This is a genomic window from Chryseobacterium carnipullorum (assembly GCF_900142785.1).
Lineage (GTDB): Bacteria > Bacteroidota > Bacteroidia > Flavobacteriales > Weeksellaceae > Chryseobacterium > Chryseobacterium carnipullorum.
Genome location: NZ_FRCD01000002.1, coordinates 32,893 through 54,203, shown reverse-complemented (window position 1 = coordinate 54,203; position 21,311 = coordinate 32,893). Strand labels below are relative to the sequence as shown.

The following is a 21,311-nucleotide window of genomic DNA, read 5'->3' as shown; positions in this document are numbered from 1 at the left end:
TTATTTTATTATTATATTTGAAAATTCAGAAATTTTCTAGATTTTTTATGGAAACCCAAAAATATACTCCAATCAACAAAGTGAGAATCGTAACCGCGGCGTCATTATTTGACGGACACGATGCTGCGATTAATATCATGCGCCGCGTGATCCAGGGAACAGGATGTGAAGTGATCCACCTTGGGCACGACAAATCAGCAGAGGAAGTTGTCAACACAGCGATCCAGGAAGATGCCAATGCTATTGCTTTAACCTCATATCAGGGAGGTCACAACGAATATTTTAAATATATCTACGACCTTTTGAGAGAAAAAAACTCGCCGCAAATCAAGATTTTCGGTGGCGGTGGCGGTGTAATTCTGCCTGAAGAAATTGAAGATATCATGTCTTATGGAATCGACAGGATTTATTCTCCGGATGACGGCCGTGAACTTGGTTTACAGGGAATGATTGATGATTTGGTTAAAAGATCAGATTTCGCAACAGGAAAAGACGTAACTGCAGAGGATCTGGATTCAATTGATTTTGAAAATTCCACCAGCATTGCGAAAATCATTTCTGCCGTAGAAAACTTTTCAGACGAAAAGCCGGAACTGGTAAAAGCCATTGACGAAAAATCAAAAGACTTAAATATTCCGATTATCGGTATCACTGGTACTGGTGGTGCGGGAAAATCTTCATTAACAGATGAATTGGTAAGACGTTTCTTACGTTCCAATACGGATAAAAAAATTGCCATCATTTCGATCGACCCTTCAAAAAAGAAAACCGGAGGTGCTCTTTTGGGAGACAGAATCCGTATGAACGCGATCAATGATCCGAGAGTGTATATGCGTTCGATGGCGACCAGAGAGAATAACGTTTCCGTATCCCCTTTCATCCATTCTGCTTTGAATGTACTGAAACTGGCTCATCCGGATGTAATCATTCTGGAAACTTCGGGTATCGGTCAATCCGGCTCAGAAGTTTCAGATTTTGCCGATGTTTCCATGTACGTAATGACTCCTGAATATGGAGCTTCTACTCAGTTGGAAAAAATCGACATGTTGGATTATGCAGATTTGGTTGCTTTAAATAAATCTGACAAACGCGGAGCTTTAGATGCGCTTCAGGCTGTCAAAAAACAGTTCCAGAGAAACCATTTGTTGTGGGAAAGTCCATTGGATGATATGCCGGTTTATGCAACAAAAGCCTCTCAGTTCAACGATCACGGAACGACTGAACTATTCAACAGATTGATTGAAAAAGTAAACGAAAAGTTTTCAGCATTAAATCTGCAAGGTTTTGTTGAGCAGGAAGTGACGGACGAAGTAACGATCATTCCTCCAAAAAGAGTTCGTTATCTTTCTGAAATTGTTGAAAACAACAGACAATACGACGCCAATGTTGAAAAACAGGCTGAATTAGCCCGAAAAATGTATCATATAGAAGGAGTAAAAAGCTTCCTTTCCAATGAGACTTTAGATGCTGAATATCAAAAGGCTGAAAAAGACCTTCAACAGGAAAATATCGATTTTCTGAAAACATGGGATGACACAAAAGAAGCTTTCAAAGCTGAGTTTTATTCCTATTTTGTTCGTGGAAAAGAAATCAAAGTTGAAACTTCAACCGAGTCTTTATCCCATTTAAGAATTCCTAAAATTTCTTTACCAAAATATACCGATTGGGGAGATCTGATCAAATGGAAAGGCCAGGAAAACCTTCCGGGAGGATTCCCTTACACAGCGGGAATTTATCCGTTCAAAAGAACCGGTGAAGATCCGACAAGGATGTTTGCAGGAGAAGGAGGGCCGGAAAGAACCAACAGAAGATTCCACTACGTTTCTGCGGAAATGGATGCCAAACGTTTGTCAACAGCGTTTGACTCTGTAACTTTATATGGCCAGGACCCTGCTTTACCACCGGATATTTATGGTAAGATCGGAAACGCGGGAGTTTCTATTGCTACATTAGATGATGCTAAAAAGCTGTATTCAGGTTTTGATCTGGTGAATGCAATGACTTCGGTTTCTATGACCATCAACGGTCCTGCTCCTATGCTGCTGGCTTTCTTTATGAACGCTGCTATTGATCAGAATGTTGAAAAATATATTGCTGAAAACAAACTTGAAGCTAAGGTTGAAGCTGTTTTAAAAGCAAAATTTGATGACAGAGGTTTAGAAAGACCAAAATATAACGGAGAATTACCACCTTCCAATAATGGTTTAGGATTAAAACTATTAGGAATCACAGGAGATGAAGTGATTCCTGCTGAAGCTTACGCAGAAATTAAAGCTAAAACAATTGCTACGGTTCGTGGTACGGTTCAGGCAGACATTTTAAAAGAAGATCAGGCTCAGAATACCTGTATTTTCTCTACTGAATTTGCTTTAAGACTGATGGGTGATGTTCAGGAGTTTTTCATTACTGAAAAAGTAAGAAATTTCTACTCCGTATCGATTTCAGGCTATCACATTGCTGAAGCAGGAGCCAATCCGGTTTCCCAGCTGGCATTTACACTGGCCAACGGTTTCACTTATGTGGAATATTATCTGAGCCGTGGAATGGATATCAATGATTTTGCACCCAACTTATCTTTCTTCTTCTCCAATGGTATCGACCCTGAATATTCAGTGATCGGACGTGTAGCCAGAAGAATCTGGGCAAAAGCAATGAAAATCAAATACGGAGCAGACGAAAGAAGCCAGATGCTGAAATACCACATCCAGACTTCCGGACGTTCTCTTCATGCTCAGGAAATTGATTTCAACGATATCAGAACGACGCTTCAGGCACTTTATGCGATCTATGATAACTGTAATTCTCTTCACACGAATGCTTATGACGAGGCGATTACCACTCCTACTGAGCAGTCTGTAAGAAGAGCAATGGCGATCCAGTTAATTATCAATAAGGAATTAGGTTTAGCTAAAAACGAAAATCCATTACAAGGTTCATTCATTATTGAAGAATTAACAGACCTTGTAGAAGAAGCCGTGTATACAGAATTCGACAGAATTACAGAAAGAGGCGGTGTTCTTGGTGCTATGGAAACCATGTACCAACGTTCAAAAATCCAGGAAGAATCTATGCATTACGAATGGCTGAAACATACAGGAGAATATCCGATCATCGGGGTGAATACTTTCCTTGGAAAAGACGGTTCGCCAACGGTTCGTCCGGGAGAAGTGATCCGTTCTACTGAAGAGGAAAAGCAGGTTCAGATTGAAACCCTTCATAATTTCCAGAAATCGAATGAAGATAAATCTGAGGAAGCCCTTAGAAAGCTACAGTATGCCGCCATCAATCAGCAGAATTTATTTGCCGTGATGATGGATGCCGTGAAATACTGCTCTCTTGGACAGATCACCAACGCCCTATTTGAAGTGGGTGGTAAGTACAGAAGAAATATGTAACGGCAGTGCCGTAGACAATTATTGACTACTAACTGCATCAACAATTATAAATTAAAACCTCAAGGAATTTTCTTTGAGGTTTTTTTGTATTTTTTTTCTGACACTGATAACACGAAATTATTTTTGAACTGTTAAAAAATGATTCCTGTTTTCAGTATTTACCAGATTTCTTTATTTTCGCAAACATAAAATATCTATTTTTATAGTATACCATGAAAAACACAGTACAAAAAATTCAAGTTCTTATTGCCTTATGTCTTGCGGTTTTTTTATTTTCCCAGAAGCGTGTAGAAGATTTTACAATCAGTCTTCCTGATCAGAAACTGGAGAAAAGTTATTATAAAACCATTACGTTAATCGATAACCGAATAGATACCACTTCTCTTGGGATTGTCCAAAAAGGGGCATTCAATACAAAAGCGAGGGTAGTTCCCACGACCAGTTTACCGGATCAGTTTCAGAATCTCTTACAACACATCAATGGAGCCAATACAGAAGAAGGCACCATCGTCATGTATCTGAGACAACTCTACTTTGCGGAAGTCACGGGAGCTTTCAGCGAGCATGGCTACTGCTATTTCCAGGCCTATCTATTTGCAAAGAACGATGATGGAACGTATTCTTATCTTGATAAAATAGATTCTGTCATCGACCATTCTTCAATGGATGTTACCAAAGCGACCATGAAGAAAGGAAGTGAGATGGTAAGCGATTTTATCCGTAAAAACATCTCCAAAAAAGCAGCGGAAACCAATCACTACACCTTAGACGATATCAAGAATTTCGACAATATTGAAAAACAAAAACTGGCTCTTTATAATTCGGAAACCTTGAAAGACGGGCTTTATAAAAATTATGAGTCATTCAAAAACCAACAACCTGACAAAGAGATTGTTAATCCTAAATTTTATGGAAAGTCGTCTAAAATCATCAAAATATATGAGATGACGGATGGTAAAGAAAAAGAAGTTAAGAAAAATGACAACTATGCTGTAGTATATCAGGGAATTCCATATCTCTACGTTCCTGTTGAAAATTTATTTACAAAAACTGAAAAAAGAGATGGTGATTTTTACCTCATCGGTAAGATAAAAGGAACTGCTAAAACCGGAAATGTGATGACGGCTACGGTCTTTTTTGGCATAGTTGGTGGTTTAATTGCAGCCAGCCCTGCCTCTTATCCTTTTGAACTAAAAGTTGATTATCTGAACGGCGCATTCATTCCGATCAAAGAAGTAGAAAAACAATAATACCTACCTATCCCTTATCTATCAACCTTCTATCACCAGGAAGGTTGATATTTTTAATTGACAAGCCATATGAAACCAAAAGCCGTATTCAACTGGAGCAGTGGAAAAGATTCAGCTCTTGCCCTTTATAAAGTTTTACAGGAAAACCGTATTGAAGTAACCACTCTTTTGACCAGTATCAACAAAGAATTTCAGAGAATTTCTATGCACGGCGTTCACGTTTCACTTTTGGAGAAGCAGGCTGAAAGTTTGGGACTCCCTTTAATCAAAATGGAGCTCCCCAAAGAACCGTCTATGGAGGAATACCGGGAGCTGATGAACAAGACCATGTCGGAAATTAAGGCCATGGGAGTCACTCAATCCATCTTTGGAGATATCTTTCTTGAAGACCTTCGGAAATACCGTGAAGAACAACTGCAATCGATCGGAATGGAAGCGGTATTTCCTCTCTGGAACAAGAATACTACTGAGCTTATCCATGAGTTTCTTGATCTTGGTTTTAAAACTGTTGTTACCTGTGTGAATGAAACGTATCTCGATAAAAGTTTTGCCGGCAGAATCATTGATCGGGACTTCATTCGTGATCTTCCTGAAAATGTTGATCCATGCGGAGAAAACGGAGAATTTCATACGTTTACTTTCGACGGCCCTATTTTCAAAGAACCTGTACAGTTTGAAATCGGGGAAACGGTAAAGAAAACGTACCCTAAACCTAAAGCCGATGGTAAAGATCAGGAAGAAGAATATATTTTCTGGTTCTGTGATCTGAAGCTTAAATAATGGATAGGAAAACTTCGTTTTAAATTCATTAAAACCAAAACGCGTTTTTAAGAACAAAAAATATTTTGTGAAATTTTCCACGATTCATAAAAGTACTAATGATCTGTGCACTGCTTTTGTAAAAAACGAGTAATAAATTACAACATTTCCCATTGATCTGCAATAATATTTCATATTTCCTGCCCTGTTACATTGAGCAGTTTTTCTTATTTTTGATAGACAATGCTGTAAAAAATTTATTTCCCATCACAAAATGACAAAAAAAATCTCTTCCTTTCTTTTATTCATTTTTCTCATATCCGGTTTAATTTCATGTAAAAATGAACCTGCTCCCGCTATTGCTCAACCCATTAATAAAAATGCGGTTATCGATTCAACAATTACCGCTTTCCAGACCACTCTTTTGGAGCAGCAGATTGATTCTGTTTTTAAAAAATATGATTTCAACGGAAGTATTGCTGTATTTAAAGATTCACTTCAGCTGTACAGAAAAGAAAATGGTTATTCGGATTTTAAAACGAAAACAAAGATGGACAGCACTACTGTTTTTGCCATCGGTTCTGTAAGCAAGCAGTTCACTGCAGTACTTATCCTTCTTCAGATGGAACAGGGGAAATTGAATGTTACCGATAAAGCCTCCAAATACCTTAAAGAATTTCAGACCAAAGAGTATGAAAATATCACGATTCACCAGCTTTTAAACCATACTTCAGGGCTCAATATGTTTGGAGGAAAACTGATGTTCAGAAGTGGTTCAGATTTTTTTTATTCCAATGACGGTTTTAATGCATTGGGAAAAATTGTAGAAGCCGTTTCCGGAAAATCGTATGATGAAAATGCTCAGGAACTGTTTAAAAAAGCAGGAATGCCCCATTCTTCTACAGCAAATGTTTTCGAAGGAAAGAATTTTGCGAGCGCTTATCTGGGCAACGGGAACAGTTTTCAGGTAGTTCCCGATATGCCGAAGCGACTGGCTGGAAAAGACATCGGAACTCCGGCTGGCGGTATTCTTTCTACCATAGATGATCTTCACCAATGGAACTGTGCTCTGTATAGCGGAAAGATCCTGAAACCCGAAACGTTAAAGCAGTTTAGTTCTAAAAGCGCAGAAAGGCATCATGCTATTCTGGGTAAAATGGGTTACGGCTACGGAATTATGATGAACATCGGAAAACCTGAATGCTATTTTCACAGCGGCTATGTAAAAGGCTCTCCGTCTCTGAATATTTATTATCCGCAAACCAAAACATCGGTGATTATTTTATCCAATATTGCAAATGAAGAAAAAGGAAAGAGTTCCACTTTCCGACCTCACATGGAAGTTAAAAAAATCACAGATCATCTGGAAAACACCTTATTACAGCTTAAATCAAAACATTCACTTTCTTTGTATTCCAATAGAGAAGCTGAATCTGAACAGCAGTAGCGAACAAAAAGAAAGGTTTTATCATGACGGAAAGAACCATTTTTAAATCCTGAAAGAAGAAAGAAGTACATCCAATCACCACCAGCCCCACGAACAGGTTTTTTAACAACAAAGGATGGAAACTGATTTGTGTATAATGGTACAGCTTCATTTTTCTAAAGATAAAATTATATCCCGAAAGTCCAAATATGATGGCAAAAGCTCCCATCTGCACCTCATTATAAAGATCAGGTTTTATATAGAGTACAATTAAAAAACACACGGAACTCAGTAAAGCATATCCTGTCATCTTTCTGAATCTGTTCCGAATAATATCTTTCTCAATTCTGGAGATTTTTCTGGTTGAAAGTAAGTCTGCTTTTACCATTTCAAGCTCATAGCTCCAGTTCATTTTGGTTTGAAGAAAAGCTTCCTGAAAACCTGTATTATGTTCTTCCATCAGGTTGGTGATCTGAAGGATAAAATGGTCTTTGATTTCCAGCAAAAGCTTCTGATCCAGTTTTTTTGAAAGAAGGTACTGTATGATTTCAGTTTCCTGCGCAGTATTTATCATATCTATATCATTCGGGTTATTATATTATTTTTAAAATGAGCTTCCTGTGTGTATTATTTAACTGAAGGTTCAAGAAAATTATGCAATTTTTTCAGTGACTTTTTATGTTCATAGAAATTGAGTAATGTAAAGATAATAGCCGTTTGCAGTACAAAAGGAATCAGTAATGTAACAATAACTCCAAAGATCTCTGTGGTATTTTGATTTTTGAAAAACTGATAGGCGTAATGTCCGTTTTTTCCAACGACCTGTATCATGGAAACGGCACTTATCACCATCAGCCCCACATTCTTTTGGTACATTGTATAAAAGCATTTTCCTTTGTATTTAAGGTCCGCCTTTGTATATTTCCATATCTTCATATTGAAAATCCAGACCGCAACCAGTGCCAGCAGGAACACCCCATTCATTAATCGGAAAAACAATTTGTATTCTTCCTGATTTTTTGAAGAATAGATGAGAAGCAGGTTAATCCCAAAGAAAATAAGTCCTATTAAAAAAGATTTCTTCAGCAGGCTATTGTATTTTTCCTTCATTACTTTTTTGGCAATCAAAGGAAGTTCTACAGGGGAAAATAAGAGATAGCTGACCATTTTGAATTCGCCGTCCCAGGATTTTTTCACTTTCAGAAATGCATCTTCAAAACTCAGATGTTCATTGATCCGGATATCTGAAATCTGCGAGATCATATGGTCTTTAATTTCCAGTAAAATGTCAAGCGGAAGCTGTTGAAAAATAAGATAATCTGTAACCTGATTTTCCTGTGTTTCAGTCATCATAAATTAAAAATAGCATTTAGGTTCAACAAATAACTTTTCATTTCATTCTCCTGAACAGCCTGATCTTTTTTCCCTTTTTCAGTCAAAAGATAATATTTTCTGTCTCTGCCATTGATTTTTTGAACCTCCGAAGTGATCATTCCATCATTCTCCAATTTATGCAGCAGCGGATACAACGCACCCTCCGTCATTTCAAGCTCTCCTTCTGTAAGCTCTTTTGCCCGCTGGGTAATTTGATAGCCGTACATTTTTACTTCTTTTGAAAGCAATTTCAGAATAATGTTCTGGAGTGTTCCTTTATAGAGGCTGTTTTTTTTCAAATGACGATATTTTTAATACCTTACAAATCTATGCATAATTTTCTTATGTATGTAAATTTTATCAGAAAAAATGTATTTTGTTGTATGAAAAAAATGTATTTCATTGCGATTTACCCTCCTCAGGAAATCGTTGAAGAGGTAAAGGCATTTAAAAAAGATCTCGCCTTGAATTACGAAAATTCAAAGGCGTTAAAAAATGATGCGCATATCACTTTATTCCCTCCTTTTTCGAGAGCGCTTGAATTGGAAAGTGACATCCATGCTGCTTTTCAAAAAATAGACACCAATCTCTCTCCCTTTGAAATTACATTAAATGGTTTTGGGAGTTTCCCCAATCCTAAAAATCCGGTAATTTATGTACACCCCGAACCCAATGAAAACCTACATATTCTTTATGAAAGGGTAAAGCAATATTTCAATTTCATTCCCTATTCTTTCACCCCTCACATCACGGTTGGATACAGGAACCTTAGTTATGATAATTACCTGAAAGCGTGGGAGATTTACAGGGAAAAAGAATTTAAAACTAAATTCATAGTTGACAAAATAACGCTCCTCCGGCATGATCAGGAATGGATTCCCATTGCAGAAAAGAGGCTGACAGAAAACGTCAACAAACAATAAATGCCGCCTTATACAAGCGGCACTCTATTTTGAATCTTATCCATCTATTCTTTAATGATTTTCTGGGAAATGATCATTCCGTCATTTTCATAAACATTAACAAGATAGCTTCCAGCCGGAAGATTTTTAATATCTATCCACAATGTTGAACGATCTTTCAGTTCAGATTTCCCTCTGATGAGTTTTCCTGAAGCATCATACAATTCAACTCTTGTATTACCCGAAAAATCCTGTTTTCCTCTGATGAAAAATTCGCCATCGGAAGGGTTAGGATAAATACTGTATCGTCTTTCTTCTGCTTTTACCTCTGTCATTTTGCGAGCTGAAGATTTATTCAGCGTCCAGGTGACATTGGTAAAATGAACGGTACTGTGATTATTGACCTTTATCAATGGATTATTATCATTAACAGAAAAGATCAGGGTATTATTTCCTGCATTCAGCTGGGAAGGAGAAATGGTGATTGCATTGGCTGTTGAGGCAAGCAGTGTTCCGTTCAGCTTCCAGGAATTAACCAGTGTGTTGGGAATCGGAAGAATTTCGTTAACGGTAAATGTTACGTTAGAATTGGCATTTACCGCTGAAGTATTGGCAGGGGTATAAGAATCCACCGGAGATACCAGTGAATGAATTTTTTCAATAATAGCTTCTTTACAGACTGAACAGAACTGTTGATTCAGATACCTCATCTCACAACTTTGGTGAGGGCGGAACCAGGAAGGGCTTTCGGCAAAAGAATAAACCCCTACTCCATTGGTTCCTACCCAGTTTTTCCACTTTACGGTAGCGGGATTGGAGGTCTGCGTTTTATTGGGAGATTCTCCGGAGCCGGAAAACCAGTATTCATCAGCAAGCTTTCCAAACGAATGTCCTAATTCATGAACAACAATTTCATTGGATGAACCATTGAGCGAAGCAAATGCATACGCACCACCGCATCCTCCATATTCTGTAGAGTTCCCCAGCACATAGGTAATATCGTAATCCGGTACATTGGCGGCAAGCACCTGACCTACTTTGTTTGTCGTATTGCTGTACATACAACGATGGACCCCGAAATCAAAGGAGGATCCAAGATAATTACCGGGATTAGAAACGGGAATTACAGGTTCTGTCACATCGGTGGCTGTTCCCGGATGTTTTACTCCGGAAGCGGCAGAGACTACTTTCACTGCGTAGGCGTTGAAATAGTTTTTATATTCCGTATAGGGGCTTTTTGTAAAAAGATAATTGACAGTGGCCTGTGCAGATGAAACGAAGGAATTTTGCTGAGCAGTGGTAAAACCATCACCTAATACTGCAATAATAATTCGTTTGTCGTTCGTTCCGTTCTGAAGAAGAGGAACCGTCTGGAAAGTCTGTGCAGCACAGCAGCTTCCGATTAATAAGGCTAATAAAGTTTTTTTCATGATTAAAGTTTTTGAGTGAATACAATCTGTGTTCCTGAATCAGTTACTTTCTCGATTTTTACCATTTGAATGTGTTCAGAATAGGCATATCTGACACTGAATTCTGCATTGTCAAGGGATATTTTCTTTCTGCTGACTCCCTCTTTTTCGTATACTTCCATTTCGGGATGCAGCGGATTTTTCACGAGCTGCTTGCTCACTTCTTTCCCTCCAGAATCAGATAGAATGACAATCAGATCTCCGCTTTCAACTTCACTTCTGTCGAAAGAAGGGCTGAATTTCAGTTTTCCTTCAGTAATTTTCTTTTCCTGAAGGACAATTCTTTCTTTTCCGGAAGCTTCTTTATCAGTCTGAAAAAACAGATAAACAATCTTGCCTTCTTTCCGGATCTCAGCACCAGCCGTTTTATCCCACCAATAGCCTAATGCGCTGTTTTTCTGAAAGCTGCAGAGTAGCAGTACGGGAACCATTAAAAGATTAAATAAATTTTTCATGACATTTTTTATTTAAAGTTATAAATATTTCCCGAAATGTTGAATATTTTAAATGATATTTTCTCTGATAAAAAAGTTTAGAATATCCTATCTTTGAACCATGATTTCAGAGAAGATAATTTTAGGGATTGACCCGGGGACGGCTATTATGGGTTTTGGTATTATTTCCATAAAAAAAGGAAAGATGGAAATGATTTCAATTCATGAACTGATCCTGAAAAAATACCCGAACCATGAAACGAAGCTGAAATATATTTTCGACAAAACATTAGCTCTGATCGACGAATATCATCCTGATGAAGTAGCTCTTGAAGCTCCGTTTTTTGGAAAAAATGTACAGAGTATGCTTAAACTGGGCCGAGCCCAGGGAGTTGCCATGGCTGCAAGTCTTCACAGAAATATCCCTATTACAGAATACTCTCCGAAAAAGATCAAGATGGCCATCACCGGAAATGGAAACGCCAGCAAGGAACAGGTGGCAGGAATGCTTCAGAACCTTTTAAATCTGAAAGAATTTCCTACAAAGTATCTGGATGCCTCGGATGGTCTGGCTGTTGCGGTATGTCACCACTTTAATTCCGGAACAGTAGCCGGTACAAAATCATTCACCGGCTGGGATAGTTTTCTTAAACAGAATCCGGACAGGTTGAAATAGTATAAACGAAAAGAATCCTTCTCAAAACAAAAAAGTGAAACGGATTCTATCATCGTAATTAATTATATTTGAATTTTAATGTCACTCCATAATCATGTATTCCTGTCTCCTGCAGCTCCTTCCCATTGTATTTATAACTATAATAGCTTCCAAGATTAGAATTATTATTACTTTTTCTTTACTTGTTACTTCCTTCGCTTTTGTATAAGAAGTTGCGCCACCGCCGCATCAATGCCTATAGTAGAAAACAAAATGGTGATTGATAATCTGCTACAATACTTCCTGGGCAGAAAACCCAAGGATAGTGCATAGAACAAATGCACCATAGTAGAATTTCTTCATCTGTTTGTGTATTTGAGTTAATACTTGATGTATTTTAAATAAAATATAAAAAAATCAATCTTCTATCATCATCAAAATAATACAATGAAAATCAATCCATTAAATCAAAACACTCAATTACTTGGTAAAACATAATACTATCTTTTACATTGGTATGATTTTTAGTATTACATTTGTATAAATTTTCAGTATGAAAACAAACCAACAAACTATAAATCAAGCGAATCATAAAATAAACTGGTTCCAGAAGTTTCTGATGGTATGCTCCGGAGGAAACATTCATATTTTAAGAAAGACCCCCAGCGAATGGAATAAATTTTCAGGAATTGGAGGGATCGTACTGTTTACCGCAGTCTTTGCTACTCTATCAGCAGGATATGCGATGTATACGGTATTTGATAATATATGGACTTCCGCAGGATTTGGAATTCTATGGGGATTAATGATTTTTAATCTTGACCGATATATTGTTTCGTCGATCAAAAAAACAGGAACATGGTGGAATCAGATTTTGATGGCAATTCCCCGTCTTATTCTAGCCACGTTCTTAGGAATTATTATTTCAAAACCTTTAGAACTTAAAATTTTTGAAAAAGAAGTCAATAAACAATTAAATACGATTATTCAACGAAATAAAAAACAGCTTGAGGGTGAAATGAGCGGCCGGATTTTAAAGCAAAGCGGCCCCTTTGAAACGGAAAAAAAGCAGATCGCCGAAAAGACATTACAATACCAAAAAGCATATGACTCAGCGGCGGTAGAACTTGAAAAAGAAATCCTTGGAAAACAGTCAGGCCTCACCAGTGGAAAAGAAGGATATGGCCCTAATGCAAAACGTAAGCAGGAACTAAAGGAACAGCGTCGTCTTGATCTGGAGAATTTCCAGAAACAAAATGCATCCAGAGTGGCATATTTAGATCAGGAAATCTCTAAAGTCTATACAAATCTTGAAACGGAAAGAAAATCGTCAGAAACCTTTGAAGATAAATTTAATGGATTTGCAGCAAGACTTCAGGCATTGGATGAACTTGGAAAAAATTCAGCGATCATAGGATTGGCAGCCGCTTTTATTATGGGCCTTTTTATCTGTCTGGAGATCTCACCGGTTTTGGTTAAATTAATTTCCCATGTAGGGCCTTATGATCACCTGCTGGAAAAAACAGAAAATGATTTCAGGCTTTATTCTAAAGAAAAAATTGAAAAAGGAAATGCTCTTACCGATTTCAGAATTGACGATTTTAAGGATAATTTAAAAAAATAACGTATTTTTCATACATGATTATTGATAAAGAAGAGATCCAGAAAAAAAAGAAAAAGCTGGACGACTGCAAAGCATTCCTGAAAAAAGAATTCATCGGAATTGATAAGATTATTGATGATTTAATGGAATACCTTCAGATCTGGTATCTGATGCCTGAAATCCTGACACGACCTGTGGTGATTAATCTATGGGGAATGACAGGGGTTGGAAAGACAGATCTTATCCGGAAAACCGTTCGTTTTCTGGAATTTCAAAACCGTTTTGTAGAGATCGAACTGAGCAACAGTGATGAAACCACTTGGAGCAAAAGTGTTTCCGATATTTTCCAGAGCAACCGCCTCAATGACGAAAAACCCAGTATCGTACTTTTTGATGAAATTCAGCGTTTTAACACCATCGATCCAGACGGCACCCCTGTACCACAAACGAAGTTTACCGATTTTTGGGAACTTTTAAGTGATGGAAGACTAAGCAGAAGGGAGCGTGATGATCTTGAACATTATCTGTTCTCCTATCTTCTCCGCAAAAAGGAAAATGATCGACGCAAAATGAACGGGGAAGCAGAAATGGATGAAAATCCCTATCTGAACCTTTGGGATGCTAAAGAACTGAAGAAATACCTCAGCATGGAAGATGATGTGATGAGCATCATTGATATGAAAGAGGAAGATATGATCAAGCTTATCCTTAAGAAACAGAAGGAGAAAAAAATCTACGAACCCGTAGACTATAGTAAAATGCTGATTATCATCAGCGGAAATCTGGATGAGGCTTTTCAGATGTCCCGTGAAACCAGCGAAGCAGATATTGATGCCAATATTTACCATGCCTTCACAAAGAAAATTACCGTTGTTGATATCAAAAATGCTTTATCGAGAAAATTCCGTCCGGAACAGGTCGCGAGATTCGGAAATATCCATCTGATTTATTTTTCATTAAAGACGGAAGATTTTCAACAGCTGGTTCAAAGGGAAATAAATAATCTTAAAACGAAAACGAAGTCAAAATTCGGGATCAGCCTAAAGATCACTAAAAATATTAATGAACTGATTTACAGAAACGGAGTTTTCCCGGTTCAGGGGGTACGACCTGTTTTCAGCAGTGTTGTTGATATTTTGGACACGAACCTCAGCAAATTCCTCTTTGAAGCCATCATCAATGAAGACAAAACAATAGAAATAGATTATCTGGTAAAAGAGAAAACCATTGCCGGAAAAGTGGGAGGACGGATCATTAATATACCGTACACAGGAAGGATCGACCGTATACGCCAGTCTAATCAGCAGGATGCCGTAGCCAACATCAGCGTTCATGAATGCGGACATGCCATTTTGTATATGCTCTACACAGGTTATGCACCCCTGCAACTGAAGAGTAAAGTAGCCAGCAGCTATGCCGCAGGATTTACATTCCCTCACCAGATTCATGACACGAAAGAAAGCCTTCTGGATAGAATTAAAATTTATCTTGCCGGAGGTATTGCGGAAGAAATTGTTTTTGGTGAAAATAATGCAAGCATAGGAAGAAGCCATGACAGAGAACAGGCCACCGCCCTCGCTGCTGATTATATCAGAAAATATGGATTTGATGAAGATTTTCAGGCCGCCTACAGCCTTGAAGATTACCCTCACCGCATGCAGCATGACATTACGGATAAAAAGATTGAAAAAATCATCCAGGATCTTGCAAAGAAAACAAGAGAGGATTTGCTTCTTCACCTGGATCTGCTGAAAGATATGAGCATTGAACTGAGTAAAAAGGGAAGCATGCTGCCTAAAGAGATCTCTGAAGCAGCCAGAAAGCATCAACTCGAGGTAAGCATAAAAGAGGAAGGCTATCTTCATATTGCAGAATATCATAAAACACTCAACTCATAGAGAATAAATCCAACATAATACAGATATACATTAATAAAATCTTACCTTTCGGTTAATTCTGAAGGGTTTTTTATTTCTATAATGACTTTATCCGAAATATTTTATAATTTTACACCACTTAAACTAATCATCATGAAAAACTTAATTTTAGCCATCACACTGCTTGTAAGCTGTGCATTCACACCTACTTTAAAAGCACAAATGGATCCTTATCTGGGACAAATTATTTTTGTTCCTTATAACAGAACTCCTAATGGATGGGCAGACTGTAACGGACAGCTTTTATCCATCGCTCAAAACCAGGCTCTTTTCTCTTTAATAGGAACAACCTTCGGAGGAAATGGAACGACTAATTTTGCATTACCGGACATGAGAGGAAGATCTCCTATTTCTTATGGAATGGGTGTCGGTAGTGCTAACAATTATATCGTAGGCCAGACCGGAGGCAGCGAGTCTGTTACTTTAACTCAACAGGAAATGCCTGCACATTCTCATACCGTAAATGCCGTAACCAGTGAGGGCAATCAGAATGTGCCAACGAACAGTCTTCCTGCAGATACAAAACTTTTAGACAAGGAATATTCTGATGCTGCTGCCAATACGACGATGAAGGCAACAATGATCAATCCGGCCGGAGGAAATCAGCCTCACGAAAACAGATCCCCTTTCCTTACGATGAGATGTATCATTGCAACACAAGGTATTTATCCATCTTTTAATTAATAAGTTATGAAAACTCTATACTTATTAGCCTTAGCTCTTGGAAGTTCAGTGGCCGCGCAGACCATTACCTTCAAAGGATGCTATAATCTGTTTGACAACCAGAACTTTGTTTTTACGAAAAGCGGAGTGGATGCGTACAATAAAAACATCTACATCACGACACCGGTTGATGGGCAGCCATGTGGCGGATTAGGAAGCTGCGAGTTTAAAATCCAGTGGAATAATGCTCTTACCAGATGGGAATTTCTTGCAGATACAGGTAACGGAACTTTCGTCAATCCCAATTTGATTTATTACAACTCAACAGGAAACAGCGCCAGTTCAAGACCACCAAGCAATACATTTGGATTATGGGTAGAGAATACAGCTGTAACAATCGGCCAGTGCGGAGGTAATCTTACCGGTACCAACTCTACCATGACAGGTGATGTAAGCAGTTCTTCACTCGCAACATCCGATGTTACAAAATCTAAAATTCAGGTTTTCCCAAATCCTGTTTCCGATATCATCCGTATTTCAGGAATCGATAACGGACAGACTATCCAAATTTATAATGTAGATGGAAGACTTGTAAAATCTGAAGCATTCGATCAAAAAGTGGATGTTTCTCAACTTTCTGCAGGAGTCTACGTTTTAAAAGTTAGCACTAAAAATTTCGAATCCCATGAATTTAAATTCGTGAAAAAATAAAAATACAATGCCAATATAGCATTAATTGATTATTGATATAGCCTTCAGAATTGCCTGAAGGCTATTTTGCTTAATAGGAATATTCTTTGATGGCTCCATACTATGCCTTCAAGTGTTGTCAATCAATACAGCTACTTTCCAGAGACTTAAAAACTACGAATTGCTTATCAGTAAAGAGCTGTTGATGACGATCTCAAAGTACCGCTTGCTGTTTCTGAAAGATTCAGGCAGGCAAGATCAAAAAGGAAGGCTTCTTACTGCTGTGATTAAGCGGAGATATCGATTCATTAAAAATAACTGACAGTAATTTAATGAAAAATGCCTCCATAACCGGAGGCATTTAAACTTTTACAACATCAAAAAATTATTTAATGATCAGTTTAGATGTTTTTACGTCTTTTCCATTGGAAATCTGAACCATATAAACTCCTTTTTCAAGCTGTTGGTTTATTTTGTAAAGCCCGTTTCCTTCATCAGATACTGATGGACTGGATACCACTCTTCCTGACATATCAGAAATGGAAACTTTTAAATCTTTTCCGTTTTTAGCTTTGATAAATACATTATCACCTGTCGCAACCGGATTAGGGTAGATAAAAAGATCATTATTATCTGTTTTCACTTCACTTGTTGCTAAAGTAGTAACAAATTTCACTGTATAATCCTCTGCCTGTCCATATTTTAATTGACCGCAAGGAGTAATATTAGCGTTCTCATCATCTACAATAACTCTCATTCTTAATGGAGTATTAAGTACCGTAGAAGCAGGCGCTGTAAAGTTTACGTTAAAAGTACCAATTAATGTAGTAGGATCTGCAATAATATTATCAGCTGAACCAATAAGTTCAGAAGATTCAAAAGTACCGTTATTATTAAAATCAATCCATGCTCTCACTTCATTATTTGAATCTGATACATTTACCTGAAGGTTATTTGAGGCTGTTGCCAGAAGCTGAGTGGATGTAGCTCTCAAACAACTTGTTCCTGTATAATCTTCATAAAAATTAGCAGCATTCTGCCAGTAACCCGTTGAAGCATTATTAATATTTCCTAATTTCACCAAAGTTGGTCCTACAAAGTAATTGCCTGGATTGGCCACACCCGTTGGAGCACATGCAGGAATAGGTGTCCCGATGGAAGAAGCTGCAGATGGCGCTGTTCCTCCAAGTGAAGTACTTAGCGCTCCCTTCATTAAAAAGTAATAAAGAGCAGCTCTGTCATGTTGTCCATTGGTAAACTTAAATGCTATTGGGTTTGTATAATTCATCATATTATACTGCACTCCCTGATAATTAGTCCCTGTACAATAATTCATACTGTTATTGGTTGGAGCCGGATCATTAAGTAAACTTCTTGATCTTTCTGTATCACAAACCTGATCATCATCTTTAGTACAGTCATTATTTGTCTGTGCAGGGCAGTAAGAAACATCAGTAGTTCCTTGTGGTGCATCAGCGTTGGCATTACCAAAAGTATGAAGTAGTCCCATACTATGTCCAAATTCATGGGCTAAAGTAATATCATCCTGCAAAGTAACTACAAAAGATTTCATGAAAGATTCATATGAAGAATCCGGATTCTGAGGTAATCCTGCCCATCCCATAATCCCATACTGTCCACCGCCATCTACTTTATTCATGATATAGATGTTAAAGTAAGAAGCCTCCGGCCAGTGTGGAGCAATTGTTTTTACCTGTGCAGTAGTAACTCCATTTGTTCCGCTACGTTTTACTCCGTAATTATCATATCCTGTAAGTGTACCTCCATTGTATCTGATAATTCCTGTTGTCGCATTGCAGCTAGGATCTCTTTTAGCCAATACTAATTTGATTGGCATTGTAGCCGCCACTCCAAAATCAGCTGGAACTCCCTGAGCCCACTGATAGGTACCAGCATACATTGCATTACAACGATCCAGCCATGCCTGAATCTGGACATCACTTTTATTATATGCAGATCCCACAGCAGCTCCCGTAGGGGCTATTACGTGGACCACTACAGGAATTTCATAAACTCCATTGACTGTTTTAAAAGCACTCCCGTTCTTAGCCGTGCTGTTCTGGTTGGAACTAGCAATACGACTACGGATGTTACGAATCATTTCGTCTATTTCCTGATTCTCTTTTTGGTGTCCTCGCTGCTCGGCATCAAAATCACACCAATCTTTTTTTTGTTGTGCTGATACTGAAAGAGAAAACAATACAACTCCACAAAGGAAAATTTTCTTCATACTTCTACTATTTAAATTATAGATTTTATTATTGCTTTATTATTACTCTAAAAAAAGTAACCATAAATACATTTCACATTAGTAGAAAAAAATGACTTTTGTTACAAATATTTAATAGTTTTTTAAGAAAAAGATAACATTTCGTTTAAAAGGCATCCTATTCAAACAACAAAAAATCAATTAACATTAATATAAAATAGAATAAAATTCTACAACAAAATATAAAATAAGAATTAAACGACCGCTTATCATTTACAGATTAAAAATTTACAGTTAGTTAAAATAAATTATCATCTTATAATAAAATAGGCTGCACAAATCTGCGCAGCCTATTTTATATTTAGCTTATAATTCTAAAAAGAATAATTCGGAGCTTCCTGAGTAATAATTACATCGTGCGGGTGAGATTCTTTCAATCCACTTCCGGTAATCATCACCATTTTGGTATCTTTCTGTAAAGCTTCAATATCTTTAGCTCCACAGTATCCCATTCCTGCTCTTAAACCTCCGGTAAGCTGGAAAATCACATCTTCCAATTTTCCTTTGTGCGGTACTCTACCTTCAATTCCTTCCGGAACGAATTTTTTAGCCTCACTCTGGAAATATCTTTCTTTGCCTCCTCTCTTCATCGCAGAAAGACTTCCCATTCCCTGGTAAGATTTGAATTTTCTTCCCTGGAAAATAATTTCCTCTCCCGGAGCTTCATCTGTTCCGGCTAAAAGAGAGCCCAGCATGACAGCTCCTGCTCCACTTGCGATAGCTTTTACAATATCTCCCGAAAGTTTAATTCCTCCGTCAGCGATCACGGTTACGTTCTTAGATGCTGCATATTCATAAACATTATAAATAGCAGATAGTTGAGGAACCCCTACTCCTGCAACAACTCTGGTTGTACAGATAGAACCAGGTCCAACTCCTACTTTAAGAACATTAGCACCAGCTTCAATAAGATCTTTTGCCGCTTCTGCCGTTACAATATTTCCTCCTACGATATCTAAATCCGGATACGTTCTTCTGATTTCTGAAATTTTATCCAAAACACCTTTAGAATGTCCGTGGGCTGAATCAATAGCCACAATATCAACACCAGCATTCACCAGCGCTGCAATTCTGTCCATGGTATCTTCTCCTACGCCAACTCCAGCGCCTACGATAAGACGACCTTTGTGATCTTTATTTGAATTCGGATATTCCAGTTGATTGTCAATATCTTTAATCGTAATTAAACCTACAAGTTTGTTATCCTGATCTACAATCGGAAGTTTTTCAACTCTGCTTTTCAGAAGAATTTCTTTTGCTTTCTCAAGGTTTGTATTTTTATCAGAAGTGATCAGATTTTCTTTCGTCATGATCTCTTCAACCTTCATCGCAAGGTTTTCCTGATATTTTACATCTCTGTTGGTAATGATCCCGATCAGTACATTGTCAGCATCAACGACAGGAAGACCGGAAATTTTATATTTGGCCATTGTTTCCTTGGCTTCAGCTAAAGTATGATCTTTTGAAAGGGTAACGGGATCAGAGATCATTCCGTTTTCGGAACGCTTTACACGATTGACCTGTGCAGCCTGCTCAGCAATCGTCATGTTTTTGTGGATGAAACCTAAACCACCCACTCTTGCCAAAGCAATAGCCAGATCTCCTTCAGTAACTGTGTCCATCGCAGCAGAAACTATCGGAACATTCAGCGTGATTTTGTCGGTAAGTCTTGATTTTAATGATACCTGATTAGGTAAAACTTCTGAATAAGAAGGGACTAGAAGAACGTCATCGAAAGTGATGGCTGTCTCTACAATTTTGTTATGAATAGACATCTTTACTTTCTTTGCAAAATTAGGTTATTTCAGCGAGATATGAAAATCCTTTTCAATAGTTTAAATAAAAATTAATAATCAATAACTTAAATCGAAAAACCGCTCTTATCAGGAACGGTCTTTCTGTACAAAATAATTAGTGTAGTATGAAACTACTTGTTATATCTCTAGGCAGCTGATTACTTATCAGTTGCTTCATTAATTACTTTTGAAATATCATCAGCCGTAAAACTCCCTCTCACATCAACGAAAACCAATTCTTTATCTGAATTTACAGTGATCATCATATTTTTAATGGTTTCGCCATTCTGTTTTACTCTTACATTGACATTTTCTCCGTCATGTTTGATGGTTGCCCAGTCTTCAAAATCATTATTGTTTAAATATTTAGAATAATCATTCAGCATGGCTTTGCTTCCGTTATCTACCGTCATTACTTTTATCTTTGAGATTTTCTTGATCAGCGCAATGACTTCCTCACTTTCGCCATCTTCCCTCAACGCCTTTTTAATAAAAGGCTTGGCCAGAAATACAGGGACATTGAAACTTGCAAATTTTGCTTCTTTATAATTGTGTCCGGACTGTTTAAAGAAATCGATATTAGGCCTTCCTGAAACAATGCACGACTGAAGGATAAGCACTGCTAAAATTCCTGTAAAAAATTTTATTAAAGTTTTCATGGCTGTTAA

General features: G+C 37.6%; 18 protein-coding genes. 10 read left to right on the top strand and 8 right to left on the bottom strand.

What is annotated here, in order from left to right:
- The first annotated feature begins 47 nt into the window (after positions 1-47).
- From BUC06_RS02415 to BUC06_RS02400, 4 genes are all read left to right on the top strand, one after another.
- Positions 48-3,395, top strand: a complete 3,348-nt coding sequence (locus BUC06_RS02415) for a methylmalonyl-CoA mutase family protein (protein WP_073329219.1) — start codon at positions 48-50, stop codon at positions 3,393-3,395.
- A gap of 212 nt (positions 3,396-3,607) precedes the next feature.
- Positions 3,608-4,645, top strand: coding sequence for a hypothetical protein (locus BUC06_RS02410; RefSeq protein WP_073329217.1), 1,038 nt, complete (start codon positions 3,608-3,610; stop codon positions 4,643-4,645).
- A 69-nt stretch (positions 4,646-4,714) separates the two neighbouring features.
- Entirely contained in the window at positions 4,715-5,425 is a 711-nt protein-coding gene (locus BUC06_RS02405; RefSeq protein WP_073329215.1) for a Dph6-related ATP pyrophosphatase, read from the top strand.
- A 253-nt stretch (positions 5,426-5,678) separates the two neighbouring features.
- Positions 5,679-6,851: a serine hydrolase domain-containing protein gene (locus tag BUC06_RS02400; protein WP_073329213.1), complete on the top strand. Its 1,173-nt coding sequence runs from the start codon at positions 5,679-5,681 to the stop codon at positions 6,849-6,851.
- On the opposite strand, the gene BUC06_RS02395 is transcribed toward BUC06_RS02400, so the two are convergent.
- Genes BUC06_RS02395 through BUC06_RS02385 form a run of 3 tightly spaced genes read right to left on the bottom strand, consistent with a single transcriptional unit; the run spans position 6,790 to position 8,503 of the window.
- The gene (locus BUC06_RS02395) at positions 6,790-7,404 is read right to left on the bottom strand and encodes a hypothetical protein (protein WP_073329211.1); all 615 of its coding nucleotides are present in this window, start codon (positions 7,402-7,404) and stop codon (positions 6,790-6,792) included. The two genes, BUC06_RS02400 and BUC06_RS02395, sit on opposite strands and share 62 nt — an antisense overlap.
- Positions 7,405-7,457: 53 nt before the next feature.
- Positions 7,458-8,183 (bottom strand): hypothetical protein, encoded by a 726-nt coding sequence (locus BUC06_RS02390; RefSeq protein ID WP_073329209.1) that lies wholly within the window; start codon positions 8,181-8,183, stop codon positions 7,458-7,460.
- Positions 8,180-8,503: a PadR family transcriptional regulator gene (locus BUC06_RS02385; protein WP_073329207.1), complete on the bottom strand. Its 324-nt coding sequence runs from the start codon at positions 8,501-8,503 to the stop codon at positions 8,180-8,182. Before BUC06_RS02385 ends, BUC06_RS02390 begins: the two co-directional genes overlap by 4 nt.
- 84 nt (positions 8,504-8,587) lie before the next feature.
- Between BUC06_RS02385 and BUC06_RS02380 the strand changes: the two genes are divergently transcribed.
- A complete protein-coding gene (locus BUC06_RS02380) occupies positions 8,588-9,127 on the top strand; it encodes a 2'-5' RNA ligase family protein (RefSeq protein ID WP_073329959.1) in 540 nt (179 codons plus the stop codon).
- A gap of 44 nt (positions 9,128-9,171) precedes the next feature.
- Here BUC06_RS02380 and BUC06_RS02375 read toward each other — a convergent pair whose 3' ends face one another.
- On the bottom strand, positions 9,172-10,536 hold the full coding sequence (locus BUC06_RS02375; protein WP_073329205.1) for a T9SS type A sorting domain-containing protein: 1,365 nt from the start codon (positions 10,534-10,536) through the stop codon (positions 9,172-9,174).
- A 2-nt stretch (positions 10,537-10,538) separates the two neighbouring features.
- The gene (locus BUC06_RS02370) at positions 10,539-11,030 is read right to left on the bottom strand and encodes a hypothetical protein (RefSeq protein WP_073329202.1); all 492 of its coding nucleotides are present in this window, start codon (positions 11,028-11,030) and stop codon (positions 10,539-10,541) included.
- 100 nt (positions 11,031-11,130) lie between these two features.
- Here BUC06_RS02370 and ruvC point away from each other — a divergent pair, with 100 nt between their 5' ends.
- The 5 genes from ruvC to BUC06_RS02345 all read left to right on the top strand — a co-directional run bounded on the left by ruvC (position 11,131) and on the right by BUC06_RS02345 (position 16,578).
- Positions 11,131-11,685 carry a crossover junction endodeoxyribonuclease RuvC gene (ruvC, locus tag BUC06_RS02365; RefSeq protein WP_073329200.1) on the top strand — a complete coding sequence of 185 codons (555 nt, stop codon included), beginning with the start codon at positions 11,131-11,133 and terminating at the stop codon, positions 11,683-11,685.
- A gap of 532 nt (positions 11,686-12,217) precedes the next feature.
- A complete protein-coding gene (locus BUC06_RS02360) occupies positions 12,218-13,288 on the top strand; it encodes a DUF4407 domain-containing protein (RefSeq protein WP_073329197.1) in 1,071 nt (356 codons plus the stop codon).
- A 14-nt stretch (positions 13,289-13,302) separates the two neighbouring features.
- Positions 13,303-15,165, top strand: a complete 1,863-nt coding sequence (locus tag BUC06_RS02355) for an AAA family ATPase (protein ID WP_073329194.1) — start codon at positions 13,303-13,305, stop codon at positions 15,163-15,165.
- Between the two features lie 132 nt (positions 15,166-15,297).
- Positions 15,298-15,888 (top strand): phage tail protein, encoded by a 591-nt coding sequence (locus BUC06_RS02350; protein WP_083563901.1) that lies wholly within the window; start codon positions 15,298-15,300, stop codon positions 15,886-15,888.
- A 6-nt stretch (positions 15,889-15,894) separates the two neighbouring features.
- Positions 15,895-16,578, top strand: coding sequence for a T9SS type A sorting domain-containing protein (locus BUC06_RS02345; RefSeq protein WP_073329192.1), 684 nt, complete (start codon positions 15,895-15,897; stop codon positions 16,576-16,578).
- Between the two features lie 364 nt (positions 16,579-16,942).
- On the opposite strand, the gene BUC06_RS02335 is transcribed toward BUC06_RS02345, so the two are convergent.
- From BUC06_RS02335 to BUC06_RS02325, 3 genes are all read right to left on the bottom strand, one after another.
- Positions 16,943-18,808 carry a zinc-dependent metalloprotease gene (locus tag BUC06_RS02335; protein ID WP_073329187.1) on the bottom strand — a complete coding sequence of 622 codons (1,866 nt, stop codon included), beginning with the start codon at positions 18,806-18,808 and terminating at the stop codon, positions 16,943-16,945.
- 353 nt (positions 18,809-19,161) lie between these two features.
- Positions 19,162-20,622 carry an IMP dehydrogenase gene (gene guaB / locus BUC06_RS02330; RefSeq protein ID WP_073329184.1) on the bottom strand — a complete coding sequence of 487 codons (1,461 nt, stop codon included), beginning with the start codon at positions 20,620-20,622 and terminating at the stop codon, positions 19,162-19,164.
- A 179-nt stretch (positions 20,623-20,801) separates the two neighbouring features.
- Positions 20,802-21,302, bottom strand: a complete 501-nt coding sequence (locus BUC06_RS02325) for a DUF4252 domain-containing protein (RefSeq protein ID WP_073329182.1) — start codon at positions 21,300-21,302, stop codon at positions 20,802-20,804.
- Positions 21,303-21,311: the final 9 nt, after the last annotated feature.